At 69.3% G+C, this 16837-nt stretch carries 16 protein-coding genes; 8 read left to right on the plus strand and 8 right to left on the minus strand.

Features of this window, described 5'->3' with window-relative positions; translation table 11 throughout:
* The first annotated feature begins 32 nt into the window (after positions 1-32).
* The 3 genes from AB0I67_RS06230 to AB0I67_RS06240 all read left to right on the plus strand — a co-directional run bounded on the left by AB0I67_RS06230 (position 33) and on the right by AB0I67_RS06240 (position 3593).
* On the plus strand, positions 33-1265 hold the full coding sequence (locus AB0I67_RS06230) for a PLP-dependent aminotransferase family protein (protein ID WP_357920357.1): 1233 nt from the start codon (positions 33-35) through the stop codon (positions 1263-1265).
* A 192-nt stretch (positions 1266-1457) separates the two neighbouring features.
* Positions 1458-2429 (plus strand): D-alanine--D-alanine ligase, encoded by a 972-nt coding sequence (locus tag AB0I67_RS06235; protein ID WP_357918489.1) that lies wholly within the window; start codon positions 1458-1460, stop codon positions 2427-2429.
* 117 nt (positions 2430-2546) lie between these two features.
* A complete protein-coding gene (locus AB0I67_RS06240) occupies positions 2547-3593 on the plus strand; it encodes an aminotransferase class I/II-fold pyridoxal phosphate-dependent enzyme (RefSeq protein ID WP_357918491.1) in 1047 nt (348 codons plus the stop codon).
* A 105-nt stretch (positions 3594-3698) separates the two neighbouring features.
* On the opposite strand, the gene AB0I67_RS06245 is transcribed toward AB0I67_RS06240, so the two are convergent.
* From AB0I67_RS06245 to rpmH, 8 genes are all read right to left on the minus strand, one after another.
* On the minus strand, positions 3699-4658 hold the full coding sequence (locus tag AB0I67_RS06245) for a ParB/RepB/Spo0J family partition protein (protein ID WP_357918493.1): 960 nt from the start codon (positions 4656-4658) through the stop codon (positions 3699-3701).
* Positions 4659-4786: 128 nt separating this feature from the next.
* The gene (locus AB0I67_RS06250) at positions 4787-5632 is read right to left on the minus strand and encodes a ParA family protein (protein WP_357918496.1); all 846 of its coding nucleotides are present in this window, start codon (positions 5630-5632) and stop codon (positions 4787-4789) included.
* A gap of 227 nt (positions 5633-5859) precedes the next feature.
* Positions 5860-6537: a 16S rRNA (guanine(527)-N(7))-methyltransferase RsmG gene (gene rsmG, locus AB0I67_RS06255; protein WP_357918499.1), complete on the minus strand. Its 678-nt coding sequence runs from the start codon at positions 6535-6537 to the stop codon at positions 5860-5862.
* Between the two features lie 229 nt (positions 6538-6766).
* On the minus strand, positions 6767-7267 hold the full coding sequence (locus AB0I67_RS06260; protein WP_357918502.1) for a R3H domain-containing nucleic acid-binding protein: 501 nt from the start codon (positions 7265-7267) through the stop codon (positions 6767-6769).
* Between the two features lie 31 nt (positions 7268-7298).
* On the minus strand, positions 7299-8231 hold the full coding sequence (gene yidC / locus AB0I67_RS06265; RefSeq protein WP_357918505.1) for a membrane protein insertase YidC: 933 nt from the start codon (positions 8229-8231) through the stop codon (positions 7299-7301).
* Positions 8232-8235: 4 nt separating this feature from the next.
* Positions 8236-8499 (minus strand): membrane protein insertion efficiency factor YidD, encoded by a 264-nt coding sequence (gene yidD, locus AB0I67_RS06270; RefSeq protein WP_357920360.1) that lies wholly within the window; start codon positions 8497-8499, stop codon positions 8236-8238.
* Complete coding sequence (gene rnpA / locus AB0I67_RS06275) at positions 8499-8855, minus strand: ribonuclease P protein component (protein ID WP_357918508.1); 357 nt, start codon at positions 8853-8855, stop codon at positions 8499-8501. Before rnpA ends, yidD begins: the two co-directional genes overlap by 1 nt.
* A gap of 69 nt (positions 8856-8924) precedes the next feature.
* Positions 8925-9062, minus strand: coding sequence for a 50S ribosomal protein L34 (gene rpmH, locus AB0I67_RS06280; protein WP_090937838.1), 138 nt, complete (start codon positions 9060-9062; stop codon positions 8925-8927).
* Between the two features lie 468 nt (positions 9063-9530).
* On the opposite strand from rpmH, the gene dnaA reads away from it, so the two are divergent.
* The 5 genes from dnaA (at position 9531) to AB0I67_RS06305 (ending at position 16727) form a co-directional block, all read left to right on the plus strand.
* The gene (gene dnaA / locus AB0I67_RS06285) at positions 9531-11045 is read left to right on the plus strand and encodes a chromosomal replication initiator protein DnaA (protein WP_357918511.1); all 1515 of its coding nucleotides are present in this window, start codon (positions 9531-9533) and stop codon (positions 11043-11045) included.
* A 525-nt stretch (positions 11046-11570) separates the two neighbouring features.
* The gene (gene dnaN, locus AB0I67_RS06290; RefSeq protein ID WP_357918514.1) at positions 11571-12704 is read left to right on the plus strand and encodes a DNA polymerase III subunit beta; all 1134 of its coding nucleotides are present in this window, start codon (positions 11571-11573) and stop codon (positions 12702-12704) included.
* Positions 12705-13022: 318 nt separating this feature from the next.
* Positions 13023-13958 (plus strand): phosphogluconate dehydrogenase (NAD(+)-dependent, decarboxylating), encoded by a 936-nt coding sequence (gnd, locus tag AB0I67_RS06295; RefSeq protein ID WP_357918517.1) that lies wholly within the window; start codon positions 13023-13025, stop codon positions 13956-13958.
* Positions 13959-14113: 155 nt separating this feature from the next.
* On the plus strand, positions 14114-15349 hold the full coding sequence (gene recF, locus AB0I67_RS06300) for a DNA replication/repair protein RecF (RefSeq protein WP_357918521.1): 1236 nt from the start codon (positions 14114-14116) through the stop codon (positions 15347-15349).
* A gap of 916 nt (positions 15350-16265) precedes the next feature.
* On the plus strand, positions 16266-16727 hold the full coding sequence (locus tag AB0I67_RS06305) for a DciA family protein (protein ID WP_357918524.1): 462 nt from the start codon (positions 16266-16268) through the stop codon (positions 16725-16727).
* Positions 16728-16837 lie beyond the last annotated feature (110 nt).

Genomic DNA, 16837 nt, shown 5'->3' on the forward strand with positions numbered 1-16837 from the left:
ACGTGGATCGTTACGCGGCACGAGCTACCGGGATGGTCGCCTCCGAGATCCGAGCTCTTTTCGCCGTCGCATCGAGGCCCGAGGTGGTCTCGCTGGCCGGCGGCATGCCGTACGTCACGGCCCTCCCCCTCGACATGGTCGGCGAGCTGGTGGCCGACCTGGTCACCAAGCGTGGCCCAGTGGCCCTGCAGTACGGTTCCGGCCAGGGCGATCCGCACCTTCGTGAGCAGATCTGCCAGTTCATGACGCTTGAGGGCATCGAGGCCGGGGCGGACGACGTCGTCGTCACGGTCGGCTCGCAGCAGGCGCTCGACCTGATCACCCGGATCTTCATCGATCCCGGTGACGTGGTGCTGGCCGAGGGGCCGTCCTACGTGGGCGCCCTCGGTACATTCGCCGCTTACCAGGCCAAGGTGGTGCATATCGCCATGGACGAGCAGGGCCTCGTGCCCGAGTCCCTGGCGCAGACCATCTACGCGCTCCAGACGGCCGGAGCTCGGATCAAGTTCCTGTACACCATCCCGACCTACCAGAACCCGGCGGGCGTGACGCTCAACATCGCGCGCCGGCAGCAGGTGCTCGACATCTGCCAGAAGGCCGGCGTGCTCATCGTCGAGGACAACCCCTACGGGCTGCTCGGCTTCGACGGCGAGCCCATGCGCGCCCTGCGAGCCGACAATCCCGACGGGGTGGTCTATCTCGGCTCCTTCTCCAAGACGCTCGCACCCGGCTTCCGCGTCGGCTGGGCCCTCGCGCCGCACGCCATCCGCGACAAGCTGGTGCTGGCGATGGAGTCGGCGGTGTTGTCGCACTCGTCCTTCACGCAGCTCGCGGTGGGGCAGTACCTCGCCACGCAGCCGTGGCAGGAGCAGATCAAGTCCTTCCGCGAGCTCTACCGGGAGCGCCGGGACGCACTGCTCGGCTCCCTGGAGGCGCTCATGCCCGCCGGAGTCACCTGGACGCGGCCCGGCGGCGGGTTCTTCGTCTGGGCCACGCTGCCGGACGGGCTCGACTCCAAGGCGCTCCTGCCCCGGGCGGTCGCCGAACGGGTGGCTTTCGTGCCCGGCACCGGGTTCTACGCCGACGGGGGCGGGTCGCGGCACATGCGGCTGTCGTACTGCTTCCCCGAGCCCGACCGTATCCGCGAAGGGGTGCGGCGGCTGGCCGGGGTGATCGAGCAGGAGCTGCAGTTGCGCGACACCTTCGGCACCAGCTCGCCCCTGGACCACGCCGGGGTGGACACCCCCGGGCCGGACCTGGCCTGAGTTTTCCGGTACGGCAGGCGTCCCGCGTTTCGGGGCGCCTGCCGTACCGCTTTCCGGGGAGCTCGTCAGACCGGCGGCCCGCGTTCCGAGGCTTTTGTCAGTTCTCGGCTCTACGGTCACGTCGATGCGACTCCCACCCCCGCCCGCCGGTACGGTTAGACGGCGTGCCGGACAGCGAGGGAGGACACTGAGATGAGCGACCTGGGCCATGTGCTCGTGCTGGCCGGCGGCCTGTCCTACGAGCGGGAGGTCTCCCTCCGTTCCGGCCGGCGGCTCAGCGAGGTGCTCCGCTCGGTCGGCATCGACGTCGAGACGCGCGACACCGACGCCGCCCTCGTGCCCTCGGTCCTGGCCGAGCGGCCGGACGCGGTGTTCGTCACCCTGCACGGCGGCGCCGGAGAGGACGGCGCGATCCGGTCGATCCTCGAACTGCTCAACGTCCCCTACGTCGGCGCCGGCCCGGACGCGTGCCGGGTGGCCTTCGACAAGCCCACCGCGAAGGCGGTCGTGCGCTCGGTGGGGCTGCGGACGCCGGACTCGGTGACGCTGCCCAAGGAGACCTTCCACGACCTCGGCGCCTCCGCCGTGCTCACCCGCATCATCGAGCACCTCGGGCTCCCGCTGTTCGTCAAGCCCGCCCGGGGCGGGTCCGCTCTCGGCGCGTCCGCGGTACGCACCGCCGAGGAGCTTCCCGCGGCGATGGTCGGCTGCTTCGCCTACGGTGACACCGCTCTCATCGAGCGGCTCGTCGAGGGCGTCGAGGTCTCCGTCTCCGTCATCGACCAGGGCGACGGCCCGGTCGCCCTGCCCCCGGTCGAGATCGTCCCCGACGCGGGGGTGTACGACTACGCGGCTCGCTACACCGCCGGGCACACCGAGTTCTTCGCCCCGGCCCGCCTCTCCCCCGAGGCGGCTGCCGCCTGTGCTGAGATGGCTGTCACCGCGCACACCGCTCTCGGCCTTCGCGACCTCTCCCGCACCGACCTCATCGTCGACTCCGCCGGGCTTCCGCACTTCCTCGAGGTGAACGTCGCTCCGGGGATGACCGAGACCTCCCTGTTCCCGATGGCCGTCGAGGCCGCCGGCCAGGACCTCGGCACGCTCTGCCGCACCCTCCTGGAGATCGCCGCCTCCCGGGCTTCCACTCCCCACCACCCCGCCTAGCTCGTTCCCGGACGCTCCCCGCTTGCCCGGCCCCCCTACCTGGCCCCCCCTACCTGGCCCCCCTTACCCGGTCCCCCTTACCCGGTCCTTCAAGGGGTGGGCACGTAGCCTGGCGGGGTGCTGATCGACACGCCCTTCCCGAAGAGTTTCGCCAGCGACAACCACGCCGGCGTCCACCCCGCCGTCCTAGCCGCCATAACCGCCGCCAACACCGGCGACGCCCCCGCCTACGGCGGCGACCGCTGGACCGCCGACTTCGACACCCGGGTCCGCGAAACCTTCGGCCCGGCCGCCGCCGGCTTCCCGGTGCTCAACGGAGCCGGCGCCAACATGGTCGGCCTGGCCCTGATGCTCGGCCGCTACGACGCGATCATCTGCGCCGCCACCGCGCACATCGCCACCCACGAAGCCGGCGCCGCCGAACGCCTGCTGGGCGTGAAGCTCCTCACCGTCCCCACCGAGGACGGCAAGCTGACCCCTGCCGACATCACCCGCCGCCTGGACGGCCTGGGCAACCCCCACGAGTCCCAGCCGAAGGTGGTCTCCATCTCCCAGGTGACCGAACTAGGCACCGTCTACTCCCCCGCCGAACTGACCGCCCTGGCCGACACCGCCCACGCCGCCGGCCTCCACCTCCACGTCGACGGAGCCCGCCTGGCGAACGCCGCAGCCTTCCTGGACGCCGACCTCCGCACGATCACCACCGACGTCGGGGTGGACGTGTTCAGCTTCGGCGGCACCAAGAACGGCGCGCTCGCCGCCGAGGCGGTCATCGTCCTCAACTCCGCCTTCCAGGAGGGGGTGCCGTTCCTCCGGCGGCAGTCACTTCAGCTCGCGTCGAAGATGCGGTTCATCTCCGCTCAGCTCACCGCGCTCCTCACCGAGGACCTCTGGCACGCGAACGCCGCCCACGCCAACTCGATGGCCCGGCGTCTGGCCGACGGCCTCACCGCCATCCCCGGCGTGAGTCTCGCCTTCCCGGTCCAGTCGAACGCGGTCTTCGCCCGCATCCCCGCTCCCGCCGTGGAGGAGCTGATGCGGCGCCACCAGTTCCACTATTGGGACCGCGAGAACGACCTCGTCCGTCTCATGACCGCCTTCGACACTGCCCCGGAGCACGTGGCCGAGTTCCTGGACGACGCCCGCCGAGCCATCAAGAGCTGACGCCGTTTCACGTGAAACACCGCCCCTGTTTCACGTGAAACGCCGCCCGGTCCGGAGGACGGGGCGGCGCTGGTGGACGATGTTTCACGTGAAACGAGCGGGCGGCTAGCTCTCCGACTCCCGCATGGCCCGGACCGCGTCGGGCGCCATCGTCCCGATGATCCGCTCCAGGTCGTCGATCGTGGCGAACTCCACCACGATCCGCCCCTTTCGCCGCCCGAGATCCACCTTCACCTTGGTCTCGAAGTGGTCGGACAGCCGGGTGGCCAGGTGGTTGAGCCCGGGGGCGGTCGGCTGGTTGGCGCGGCGCTCCCTAGTGGCCTTGGGCGCCGCCGCGGAGCTGCCCATCGCCACGATCTCCTCGACCGCCCGCACGGACAGCAGTTCCGCGACGATCCGCTTGGCCAGCGCGATCTGCTGCTCGGCACTGTCCAGCCCGAGCAGCGCCCGCGCGTGCCCGGCGCTGATGGTCCCGGCGGCGACGCGGAGCTGGACCTCGGGCGGCAGGTTCAGCAGGCGCAACGTGTTGGTGATGTGCGAGCGAGAGCGGCCGACTTTCTGGGCGAGCTGCTCGTGCGTCGCGCTGAAGTCGTCCAGGAGCTGCTGGTAGGCCGCCGCCTCTTCCAGCGGGTTGAGCTGCTCCCGCTGCAGGTTCTCGATCAGCGCATCCCGCAACAGGTCGTCGTCCTGCGTGTTCCGCACGATCGCCGGGATCTGCTCGAGCTCGGCGAGCTGGCTGGCCCGCCAGCGCCGCTCCCCCATGATCAGCTCGTACCTGCCCCCGCCCACGGAACGCACCACGACGGGCTGCAACAGGCCGACCTCGCGGATCGACGCGGCCAGCTCCTGGAGCCGCACCTCGTCGAAGACGTCACGCGGCTGCCGAGGGTTCGGCACGATCGCGTCCAGCGCGATCTCCTTGAAGTACGCCCCGGCGATCGGCTTCGGCCCGCCGTTCTCCTGGACCTCCGCCGTGGTGGGGATCGTGCCGGTGCCGTCGACGATCGGTCCGGTGGGGATGAGCGCCCCGAGTCCCTTGCCCAACCCACGCCGCTGCTGGCTCACTGCGTCTCCTCGTTCAGCCGGCCGATTCCGGTCACATCAGGAGAGGTTACCGCCGTGCGTGCGGCTGGGTGTTCGCTCGCCACACGCGGTCGCCTCCTGGAGCCCTCTTCCTGGGTCGCTCCGGTGACCTAGACGTGCGCCGCCCGGTAGGCGATCTCGCGGGCCGCGTCCAGATAGGCGGTCGCGCCGCTGGAACCGGGGTCGTAGGTCATGACCGACTGGCCGTAGCTGGGCGCCTCGGACACGCGGACGCTCCGCGGGATGACGGTGTCGAGCACTGTGTCACCGAAGTGCGAGCGGACCTCGTCGGCCACCTGAGAGGCCAGCCGGGTGCGGCCGTCGTACATGGTGAGCAGGATCGTGGAGACCTTGAGGGTCGCGTTGAGGTGCGCCTTGATGAGGTCGATGTTGTGCAGCAGCATGCTCAGCCCCTCCAGCGCGTAGTACTCGCACTGGATCGGGATCATGACCTCGTCGGCGGCCACGAGCGAGTTGACCGTGAGCAGTCCCAGCGACGGCGGGCAGTCGATGATGATGTAGTCGAGTTCGAGGGTGTCGAAGGACGCCAGCGCGCGACGCAGCCGGGCCTCCCGCGCCACCAGCGAGACGAGCTCGATCTCGGCACCGGCCAGGTTGATGGTCGCCGGAGCGCAGTAGAGGCCGGGCATGTCGGGAACCGGGTTGACGATCTCGGACATCGGCAGATCATCCACGAGGACCTGATAAATGTCCGGGATGTCGCCCCGGTGCTCGGTCGCCAAAGCCGTCGAGGCGTTCCCCTGGGGGTCAAGGTCGATCACCAGGACCCGCTGGCCGTGCATCGACAGCGCGGCGGCGATGTTGACCGACGTGGTGGTCTTCCCCACTCCACCCTTCTGGTTCGCCACGGCGATCACCCGGCACTTGGACGGGCGCGGCCAGGTCTCTCCCCCGGGCGCGTCGCTCTGCCCCGCCAGGGGCGCCGTCTGGGTCATGGATGTTTCACGTGAAACCACTGAGTTGAGCGCCTCTCGTACCAGCGGCGAATCACCGGGGTTAAGGGGGGTCTGGGTCACGACGGCCATCCTTTCAACAGGAGGCGGGGTCGTGCCGGGAAATCCTTGCCGCGACACGCCCAATTCCGGCCAACCTACACCGGATCGGCGTTCTACGACGGGTTCCCCGGGCCAGCCAAGACCACTCGACACGCCGGGCACAGCCGCTACCTCCTTCGCCGGCGCCGGCCGCTCTGTTGCTCGGGGGTGCGACCGGCTACCACCCGCACCAATGTTGCGGGCGGCTCGACCTTACCGTGCCCGACGGAGATGAGTTCGGCCGACGCCGCTCCTGTGGACCGCAACTCGGCCGCCGCCTCCGCCAGCTCGCCCGCGGCGCGCTCCCCCTTCATGGCAATGAGCTCGCCGCCCTCCCGCAAAAGCGGCATCGACCACGTCAAGAGCCGGCCAAGCGGCGCGACCGCCCGCGCGGTGGCGACGTCGAACTCGCGCTCCCCCACGAGCTCCTCCGCGCGCCCGCGCAGCACCTCGACGTTGTCGAGCTTGAGGGTCTCGACGCACTCCTCCAGGAAGACCGTACGGCGGAGCAACGGCTCCAGCAGCGTGACGGTGATGTCCGGGCGGACGATGGCGAGGACCAGGCCGGGCAGCCCGGCGCCGGAGCCGATGTCGACCACGCGCACGTCCTGCGGGACGGCCTCCCCCACCACCGCGCAGTTCAGCAGGTGCCGGTCCCAGATGCGCGGGATCTCCCGGGGGCCGAGCAGCCCGCGGACCACCCCGGGACCGGCGAGGAACTGAGCGTAGGTCTCCGCTCGCTCCCACGACTCTCCCGTGAAGACCTCTCGCGCGATCGGCGGGGGTGCAGGCAGTTCGTCGGTCACTGGTGGCTGGCCCTTCTCATCTGCATTGTCGTCCCAAGACTAGGGGGTATCGGAGGATGCCGATTCCGGCCTCGGACCCCCTGCTTCCCGAGGCAGGCGGAAGATCACCCACGGGCCTGGCGCGCCGGCAGTGGTGCGGGCGCCTGCCGTACCACACGAAAGCGACGCGGCCGGAAAACACAACCGCCGGCGGCCCGGGGAGGGCGCCGGCGGTGGGTGGGGTGGTGGATCAGGCGGGCAGGACGACGACGTAGCGGTTGGGCTCCTCGCCCTCCGACTCGCTGCGCAGTCCGGCGGCCGCGACCGCGTCGTGCACGATCTTGCGCTCGAACGGCGTCATCGGCTCCAGCGAGCGGGGCTCGTCGTGCTTCCTGACCTCGCCGGCGACCTCGGTGCCGAGCTTGGTGAGCTCGGCCCGGCGACGCTCGCGGTACCCTGCGATGTCGAGCATGAGCCGCGACCGCTCCCCCGTCTGCCGGTGGACGGCGAGGCGGGTGAGCTCCTGGAGCGCTTCGAGGATCTCGCCGGAGCGGCCGACGAGGTCGGTGCCCTTGACGCCGACGACGGAGACGAGCGCGCGGTCGCCCTCGACGTCCATGTCGATGTCGCCGTCGATGTCGGCGATGTCCAGCAGTCCCTCGACGTAGTCCGCCGCGATCTCGCCTTCCGCCTCGAGGGCGTTGACGTCGGGGGCCGTCTTGGTGATGGTCCCCTGCTCGGCCTCGGTCACTTCAGGCCTCCCCTTCCATGATCTAGCGAGTCTAGGACTTCTTGCTGCCCGAGCGCTTGCTGCGGGTCTGCCGGCTGGGCTGGTTCCTGACCACCTTGGGCTCGGGCTCCGGCTCGGGGGCGGGCGGCGGCGCCGGCTCGCTCTTCCTGAACTTGGCCAGCAGGCCGGGCTTGGGCTGGACGGGGATGAGCCGGCCCTTGTCGTCGAACTGGGGCATCGGGTGCCGGGTGTAGTACCAGTGCTGCTGGCCGAGCGTCCACAGGTTGGTGGTGACCCAGTAGAGGATGAGGCCCAGCGGGAAGTTCAGGCTGAAGAAGGCGAACAGCGGCGAGATGTACATCAGGATCTTCTGCTGCTGCGCCATGGGGTTGTCAGGCATCTGGGCCATCGAGCGGGTGACGCTCTGCCTGACGGTGAGGAACGTGGTCAGCGAGGAGACCGCGACGAACACGCCAATGATGATCTTGCTGGTGATGTTGTCCGTCGAGAAGAAGGTCTCGGAGATGCCCGCCGAGAAGATGTGCGCCTCACGGGCGCTGGCGACGACGTTCGCCGGCATGCCGAACACGTCGGCGCGCTTCACGTCCGCGATCGCGTTCAGCACGGTGAACATCGAGATGAAGATCGGGAACTGCGCGAGGATCGGGAGGCAGCCGCCGAGCGGGTTGGCGCCCTGGCCCTGGTAGAGGGCCATGACCTCCTGGTTCATGCGCTGCTTGTCGTTCTTGTACCGCTTGCGCAGTTCCTGGACCTTGGGGGCCAGTTCCTGCATCTTCTTCGACGAGCGCATCTGCTTGAGGAAGAGCGGGAAGATCAGCAACCGCATGATCACGGTGAGCGTGACGATCGTCAGCACCCAGTTGAGACCGCTGTCCGGGTTGATGAAGGTGCTGTATGCCTGGTGAATCCAGGTGATGACTTGGGCAATGGCCGTATAGAGCCAATTCAGCCAGCTGAACTCCACCGAGCTAGCTCCCTTGCGTTTCGTGTGATCGTGGGGGCACCGGGTCGAGGCCTCCGGGATGGAACGGGTGGCATCGCCCGATGCGCCGGACGGTCAGCCACGAACCTCGAAGTGCACCGTGTACGGCTATCGCCTCAAGTCCATACGCGCTGCACGAGGGGTAGAAGCGGCAGCGCGGACCCAGCAGGGGGCTGATGAAGGCGCGGTAGAACCTGATCGGGGCGATGAGGATCCGGGCGGCAGGCCCGGGCTCCGCGATCTGGTCCATCATCTCTGTCCATCCATCGAGCGCCGTCTGAGCACTCGGTCCAGCGCGAGGTCGAGGTCGGCGGCCAGGTCCTCGTACCGCGCGGATGCGGCCGGCGGGTTGGCGCGTACCACCAGCAGGCTACCTCGTGGAAGCCGGTCGAGTCGGTCCCGCATCAGGTGTCGAAGACGCCGTTTGACCGTGTTCCGGACCACAGCGACGCCGACGGCCTTGCTCACGACGAAACCGACCCTCGGCGCTTCTTCCCCTGATTCGGTCAGATGCACCACGAGGGCCGGGCGGCCGGCACGGCTGCCGCGCTTGACGGCGGCCGTGAACTCCGCTCCCCGCCGCATGCGGGATTCTCGGGACAGCACGATAGACACCTATCGCCCGCCGGCAGGTACTGCCGGCGGGCGATCAAGTCGGGCGTCGACGATGAGGCGTCAGGCCGACAGCTTCTCGCGACCCTTGCGGCGGCGAGCGGCGAGGACAGCTCGGCCGGCCCGGGTCCGCATACGCAGCCGGAAGCCGTGGGTCTTCGCGCGGCGACGGTTGTTCGGCTGGAAAGTACGCTTGCTCACGGGTGGGCTCCAGGGCTTAAAAGTGCGCCCTCGCCAGGTGCAAGGACGCTTGACACACATGGTTGGCCGGCCGTGGTAGCGAGGGCATGCGAAAGAGCCGTCGCGCGCAAGCCGACCGTCGTACGTTACGGGGCGATCCTGCTCCAGGTCAAACCGAGACGGGTTGTCCACGGATACCGGAGAAGGTTATCCACGAATCCACAGGCGACTTTTCCACCGGTGGCCTCACTCCAGAGTATGTGCACCCAGAGACCACTACGCTGTGGACAACGTCTTGAACACAGGTGTGCACAAGGTTACTGTCGGCCACTCCCAAGGCTTGAGGGGCTGTGCACAGCCTGTGGATCTCCTGTGGAGACCCGGTGGACGCCCACCTGTGGACAGCGGGGGCCCGCCCCCGGCGGTACCGCAGGCGGGTGTGGATAAACAATCGCGGGGGCCCGCGAGAGGGAAGGAGGGGACCACCCGGTGAGTAATGGGGATCTGGTACCCATCTGGTCGCGAGCGCTCAACAACTTCCTCAGCGAGAACCTGCCGATCCAGCAGCGCACCTGGCTGTCGATGGTCAGGCCGATCGCGCTGGCCGACGACACCATCGTGCTGGGCGTGCCCAGCGACTTCATCAAGGACCTGATCGAGCGCAAGCTCCGGGACATGGTGACGCACGCGTTGTCGCAGGAGCTCGGCCGTCCGGTCCGCCTCGCCGTACTGATCGACACCACGATTCCCGACGAGCCGGTCGCCCCTCCCCAGCCGGGGCCGTCGAGTTATCCCCAGGGTGTGGAACCGCCGCGCGAGTATGCTCCGCCGCCGCCCGCCCAGCATTTCCAGGCCCCTGAGCCGCCGCAGTACTACTCTCCACAGCCTGAGCCGCGGCCTTCGTCCACCGAATATCCACAGGCTCAGCCACAGAACAGGTGGGAGGCGAAGAGCAACAAGCCGAGCGAGCCGGCCCGCCTCAACCAGAAGTACACCTTCGAGACCTTCGTCATCGGCGCCAGCAACCGTTTCGCGCACGCGGCCGCCGTCGCGGTCGCCGAGGCGCCGGCCAAGGCGTACAACCCGCTGTTCATCTACGGTGACTCGGGCCTGGGGAAAACCCACCTGCTCCACGCCATCGGCCATTACGCACAGTCTCTCTATGACGGTGCGCGCGTGCGGTACGTGAGCTCCGAGGAGTTCACCAACGACTTCATCAACAGCATCCGCGACCACAAGGCCGACGGTTTCCGCAGCCGCTATCGCGCAATCGACATCCTGCTCGTGGACGACATCCAGTTCCTGGAGGGCAAGGAGCAGACGCAGGAGGAGTTCTTCCACACCTTCAACACGCTCCACAACGCCAACAAGCAGATCGTCATCTCCTCCGACCGGGCGCCGAAGCAGCTCATCACCCTGGAGGACCGGCTGCGCAACCGGTTCGAGTGGGGCCTGATCACCGACGTCCAGCCCCCCGAGCTGGAGACGCGCATCGCCATCCTCAGGAAGAAGGCGATCCAGGAGGGCCTGGCCGCGCCGCCCGAGGTGCTGGAGTACATCGCCTCGCGGATCTCCACGAACATCCGCGAGCTGGAGGGCGCGCTCATCCGGGTCACGGCCTTCGCCAGCCTCAACCGGCAGTCGGTGGACCTGCAGCTCGCCGAGGTGGTGCTGAAGGACCTGATCACCTCCGAGTCGGGGCCGGAGATCACCATCAGCACCATCATGGGGAAGACCGCCGAGTACTTCGGCATCGGCATCGACGACCTCTGTGGATCGAGCCGCAGCCGGGCCCTGGTGAACGCCCGGCAGATCGCGATGTACCTCGCGCGGGAGCTGACCGACCTGTCGCTGCCGAAGATCGGCCAGCAGTTCGGCGGGCGCGACCACACCACCGTCATGCACGCCGAACGGAAGATCCGCTCGCTCATCGCCGAGCGTCGCTCGATGTACAACCAGGTCAACGAGCTGACGATGCGGATCAAGCAGCAGTCCCGTGGATGATTCACACCCTGTGGATAACCTTGTGGATCAGTGAAAAGCCTGGTGTGGGCGCGATCTTGGCGCGGGGACCGTGGACGATCGCCGAAAATTCGTACACAGCGGCTGGGGATAACCCTGGGGACACCTTGAGGACAACCTGTGGGCTACTCGTGGACAACCTGTGGGCAGCCTGTGCGAACAGAATTCGGGGCGTCCAAACGATCTCCGTACCCCGTGGAAAACCTGTTGAAACCCGGTGGATGACCGGTGGATGAAGCACCCAAGATCTGGGGAAGGCCTGTGGGGAAACTTCGGCCGTCCCCAGGCGCACAGGTTTCCCCCAGGCGTCACACACAGGGCACGTGGATGACGGTAGCCATGCTGAGCTGGGAAAACGTTGGCTGTCCACAGTTTCCCCAGCCCCTAGTGTGAAGACCAGATATCTCTCTTACAAAGAAACTGAAGACCCATAGAGGGGTTCCGCACGTTCCAAGGTGCGGGAGAGTGAACACTTGAATCAGCGACGAACCCAGGAGGTTGATCACCGTGATGTTCCGAATCGAGCGAGACGTCCTCGCTGAGGCGGTGGCATGGACGGCACGCAGCCTCCCTGCCCGCCCATCCGTGCCCGTCCTGGCGGGCATGCGCCTCGAAGTGACCGAGGAGCAGCAGCTCAAACTCTCCGGCTTCGACTACGAGGTCTCGGCCGAGGTCACGCTGGAGGTCCACACCGGTGAGCCGGGCGTGGTCCTCGTCTCCGGCAAGCTGCTCGCCGAGATCACCCGCGCCCTTCCCGCACAGCCTGTGGATTTCGTCGTCGAGGGTCCCAAGGCCGTCGTGACCTGTGGAAGCGCCCGGTTCACCCTGCTGACCATGCCTGTGGAGGACTACCCGTCGCTCCCCGCGATGCCGCCGGCCGCGGGCCGGGTGGGCAGCGACGTCTTCGCCGCCGCCGTCGCGCAGGTGGCCGTCGCCGCGGGCCGTGACGACACCCTCCCGATGCTCACCGGCGTGCGCATGGAGATCGAGGGCGACACCGTCACGCTGGCCGCCACCGACCGCTACCGCCTCGCCGTACGTGAGCTGAAGTGGAGCCCGGGGCAGCCCGACTTCGCGGCGATCGCGATGATCCCCGGCAAGACGCTCGCCGACACCGCCAAGTCGCTGGGGTCCACCGGCGCCGAGGTGGAGATCGCGCTGAGCTCCTCCGGAGGCACCGGCGAGGGCATGATCGGCTTCTCCAGCGCCGGCCGCCGCACCACGACGCGCCTGCTCGACCCCGAGTTCCCCAAGTACCGCTCGCTGCTGCCGACCGAGTTCGCCGCCAAGGCGGAGTTGTCCACAGGCCCGTTCGTCGAGGCGGTCAAGCGCGTGGCCCTGGTCGCCGAGCGCAACACGCCGGTACGGCTGGCCTTCCGCGGCGGCGAGGTCGTGCTGGAGGCGGGCAGCGGCGACGAGGCCCAGGCGGTCGAGGTGCTGCCTGTGGACTACGAGGGCGAGGAGATGAACATCGCCTTCAACCACCAGTTCCTGCTGGAGGGCCTGGGCGCGGTCGACTCCGACGTCGCGCGCCTGCAGATGACCACCTCGACCAAGCCGGCCATCCTCACCGGCGGCAAGCACGGCGACGGCGCGCCCGACTACCGCTACCTGATCATGCCGATCCGCCTGTCCAGCTGACCTGTCCACCGCCTGTGGATAACCGATGTGGGGTACGGCAGGCGGGTGTGGCAGGATCTTCGGCGGCCGACCCGGGTGCCTGGGCGTCACTCGTGGCGCCTTCTCACGGCTGTGGCGCGCTCTGAGGGGCTCTTCCCGGCCCCGACGGAGCGCGGCGGCTACGGTGGGCTGTCGGCGGCTCCTGGGCCCTCTGGGGCCCGTGGGGCCGGCGGTGTGGCGTCGAGGCGGCACGGGCTCTTCGGAGATCCACCGGTGGATGCCCCCCGATCCGGCGGGTATGGGCGTGCGGGATGATGGAACCCCAAGGGGGAGGTACACATGCAGATCGGCATGATCGGGCTCGGCAAGATGGGCGGCAACATGGCCGAGCGGCTGCGCCGCGGCGGTCATGAGGTGGTCGGTTACGACCGCAATCCCGAGGTCAGCGACGTCGGAAGCCTGCAGGAGCTGGTCGACCGGCTGCAGGCGCCCCGCGCGGTCTGGGTGATGGTGCCCGCCGGCGACCCGACCCAGGCGACCGTCAACGAGCTCGGCGAGCTGCTCTCCGAGGGCGACATCGTCATCGACGGCGGCAACTCCCACTATGTGGATGACCAGAAGCACGCCGCCGAGCTGGGCAAGCGCGGCATCGGCTTCCTAGACTGCGGCGTGAGCGGCGGCGTCTGGGGTCTCCAGAACGGCTACGCGCTCATGGTGGGCGGCGAGAGCCGTACCGTCGAGCAGTTGATGCCGATCTTCGAGACGCTCAAGCCCGAGGGCCCCGACGGCTTCGTGCACGCCGGTGACGTGGGGGCCGGGCACTTCGCCAAGATGGTCCACAACGGCATCGAGTACGGCATGATGCAGGCCTTCGCCGAGGGCTGGGAGCTGCTCGAGGCCTCCGACATCGTCAAGGACGTGACCGGCTCGTTCAAGAGCTGGCGCACGGGCACGGTGATCCGCTCCTGGCTGCTCGACCTGCTGGTCAGGGCGCTGGAGGAGGACCCCGACCTCAAGGACATCCGCGGTTATGCACAGGACTCCGGCGAGGGCCGGTGGACGGTGCAGGCGGCTGTGGACCACGCGGTGCCGCTGCCGGTGATCACCGCCGCGCTCTACGCGCGGTTCGCCTCGCGGCAGGACGACTCGCCGGCGATGAAGGTCGTCGCGGCGCTGCGCAACCAGTTCGGCGGGCACGCGGTCACCTCCGCGGCCGGGTCTGTGGAAAAGGGCGCCGACTCCCCCGGCGCGGACGTCACCCCGCCCGCCCTCTGACGCGTCTCACCAGTGCGCGCCCGCTTGTCCACAGGCGGGCGCGCGCCCCGTCCGGGGTGTGGATCATCCACAGGTAGAGGCCGGGTCATAGCGGTTTTCCACAGGTTGCCTGTCGGTGACTCCAGTGGTCGGTGTGGCCGACTAACCTTCGTGGGGTGCATGTCGCCCACCTCTCGCTGACCGACTTCCGGTCCTACGCGTCCGTGGAGCTCGGCCTGGAGCCGGGTGTCACGGCCTTCGTCGGGCCCAACGGCCAGGGCAAGACCAACCTGGTCGAAGCGCTGGGCTATGTGGCGACGCACTCGAGCCACCGGGTCGCCACCGACGCCCCGCTCGTCCGGCAGGGCGCCGCGCGGGCGATCGTCCGGTGCGCTGTCCACAGGGACGACCGCAGGGCGCTGGTCGAGCTGGAGATCAACCCGGGCAAGGCCAACCGCGCCCGGCTCAACCGCTCCCCCGTGTCCCGCCCGCGTGACGTGATCGGCCTGCTCCGCACGGTGCTCTTCGCGCCCGAGGACCTCGCGCTGGTCAAGGGCGATCCCTCCGAACGGCGGCGCTTCCTCGACGACCTGCTGGTCGCGCGCACGCCGCGGTACGCGGGGGTGCGAGCCGACTACGACCGGGTCCTCAAGCAGCGCAGCGCCCTGCTGCGCACGGCCGCCCAGGCGCGTCGCGGAGGTGGGCGGAGCCCGCGCCGGGCCGAGCGTGACACCGGCTTCGAGGCGGCGGGCGCCGGTGACGTGCTCAGCACGCTGGAGGTGTGGGACCAGCACCTCGCGCGGCACGGCGCCGAACTGCTCCAGGCGCGGCTGGCGCTCGTGGACACGCTCCGGCCGATGGTGGCCTCGGCGTACGCCTCGCTGGCGCCGACGAGCGCGCCTGCGGATCTCACCTATCGGAGCACGTTGTCCACAGGTGGGGACAACGAGGAGGACGGCGTGCCCGTGCCGGTCGGAGCTCCCGATACACAGACGTTATCCACAGACTTGGGGAAAACCCTTGAGGAGCGGTTGAGGGAACGGCTGGCGGAGGTGCGTACGGCGGAGCTCGAGCGGGGGGTCACCCTCGTCGGGCCGCACCGTGACGACCTCACCCTCGGCCTTGGTGATCTTCCCGCGCGTGGATATGCCAGCCATGGGGAGTCGTGGTCGTTCGCGCTGGCTTTGCGGCTGGCGGCGTATGACCTGCTCAGGGCGGATGGCGGGGATCCTGTGCTGATCCTCGACGACGTCTTCGCCGAGCTCGACTCCCAGCGGCGTCGGCGGTTGGCCGAGATCGTCGCGCCGGCCGAGCAGGTGTTGATCACGGCTGCTGTTCCGGACGATGTGCCTTCGGAGTTGGCCGGGGGCCGGTTCGACGTGGTGGAGGGGGGCGTGACTCGTGTCCGCTGAGTTTTCCACAGGCGCCGGTGGACAACCTGGGATGTCCGGCGGGGGGTCCGGCGGGCCCTTCAGTGGGATGGCCGGGGGGCCGTCCTTCGGCACCACCCGGGCGGTCGGCCGTACCTTGGGGGGCTTTTCGGGGGGTGTGACCGGCGGCGGCCCTGTGGACGGGGCCGGCCGTACGGCGGGCGGGTCGCCCGGCCGCTCCCCCGCCCGGCTCCCCGAGGCCGGCGGGTTGTCCACAGGCAGTGGACCGAGCCCACGGGCCGACGGCCCGAGCCCACGGGCCGACGGCCCGAGCTTCGTACCTGGCCCGAGCCCTGTGTCCGGTCTGAGCTCTGTGCCCGGCTTGGGGGCCGTCCCCGGCTCTGGTGCGCTCCCTGGTGATCCCAGCGGGTACGGCCGGCGGCCTGCGGGCGGGTTCGGCGGGTCGGGGTCGGCTGTGGATGGGCCGCGGGTCGCCGGTGGCCGCGGCGATGTGGACGCCCGGCTTAGGTCCGCGGCGGACGGCCCCCGGAACTCCCCCTTCCCGGGCAACAGTGGTGCAGCGGGTGGCGCGGCAGGAGGTCGCGGCGTGCCCGGCAACAGCGGGGGCGGGACAACTCGCCCGGCGTCCGGTGACGGCGGGGGCCATGCCGGGCGGGGCAACGGCGGCGGTGCTGCGCCGGCCGCCACCTCATCCAGCACCACCTCATCCAGCACCACCTCATCCAGCACCACCTCATCCAGCACCACCTCATCCACCACCACCTCATCCAGCACCACCTCATCCAGCGCAACCGCCTCCAGCGGCACCTCCTCCAGAGAAACCACGGCTGGGGGAACCTCGTCCCCCGGAACCACGTCCGGCGGGGCCGGTGCTCCTGGAGGGTCCTCCCCCGGCGGCGGCGCGTCAGGGCCGACGGCGACGGCGCGTGGGGTGGCGATGGCGCGCGAGAAGCTGGCCCAAGCCAAGGCCGACGCCGCCAGAAGAGGCCAGCTCCCCCGCCGCGAACCCCGGCGAAAGGTGTCCGGCGCGACCAGGCTCGGCGGCGATCCCCAGCTTTTCGGACGGGCCATCATGGACCTGCTGTCCGACCGCGGCTGGGAGCAGAGCGCGAAGGTGGGCGGGGTGTTCGGCCGGTGGGCGGACATCGCCGGCCCGGCCATGGCGGCCCACACCAAGCCGGAGTCGTTCGAGGACGGCGAGGTGCTGATCGTGGCCGACTCGACCGCGTGGGCGACCCAGGTCCGCATGCTGGCCAGAGACCTGATCCGCCGCCTGAACGAGGAGCTCGGCGACGGGACGGTAACAAAGGTAAAGGTCAGAGGCCCGCAAAACGCCCCACGCCCGATGGGCGGCCTGCGCGTCACCGGGAGCAAAGGACCGGGCGACACCTACGGCTAATCGAGCCTCTGACGCGATGACCCCCGAGTCGGTGGGGGGATGCCCAACCGAGGGGCAAACAAGCGACAGGCGCGTTCAGGCGCGTTCATGCACACCTAGGGCCCTGGGAC

It is taken from the genome of Nonomuraea sp. NPDC050310 (assembly GCF_040655795.1).
Classification (GTDB): Bacteria; Actinomycetota; Actinomycetes; order Streptosporangiales; family Streptosporangiaceae; genus Nonomuraea.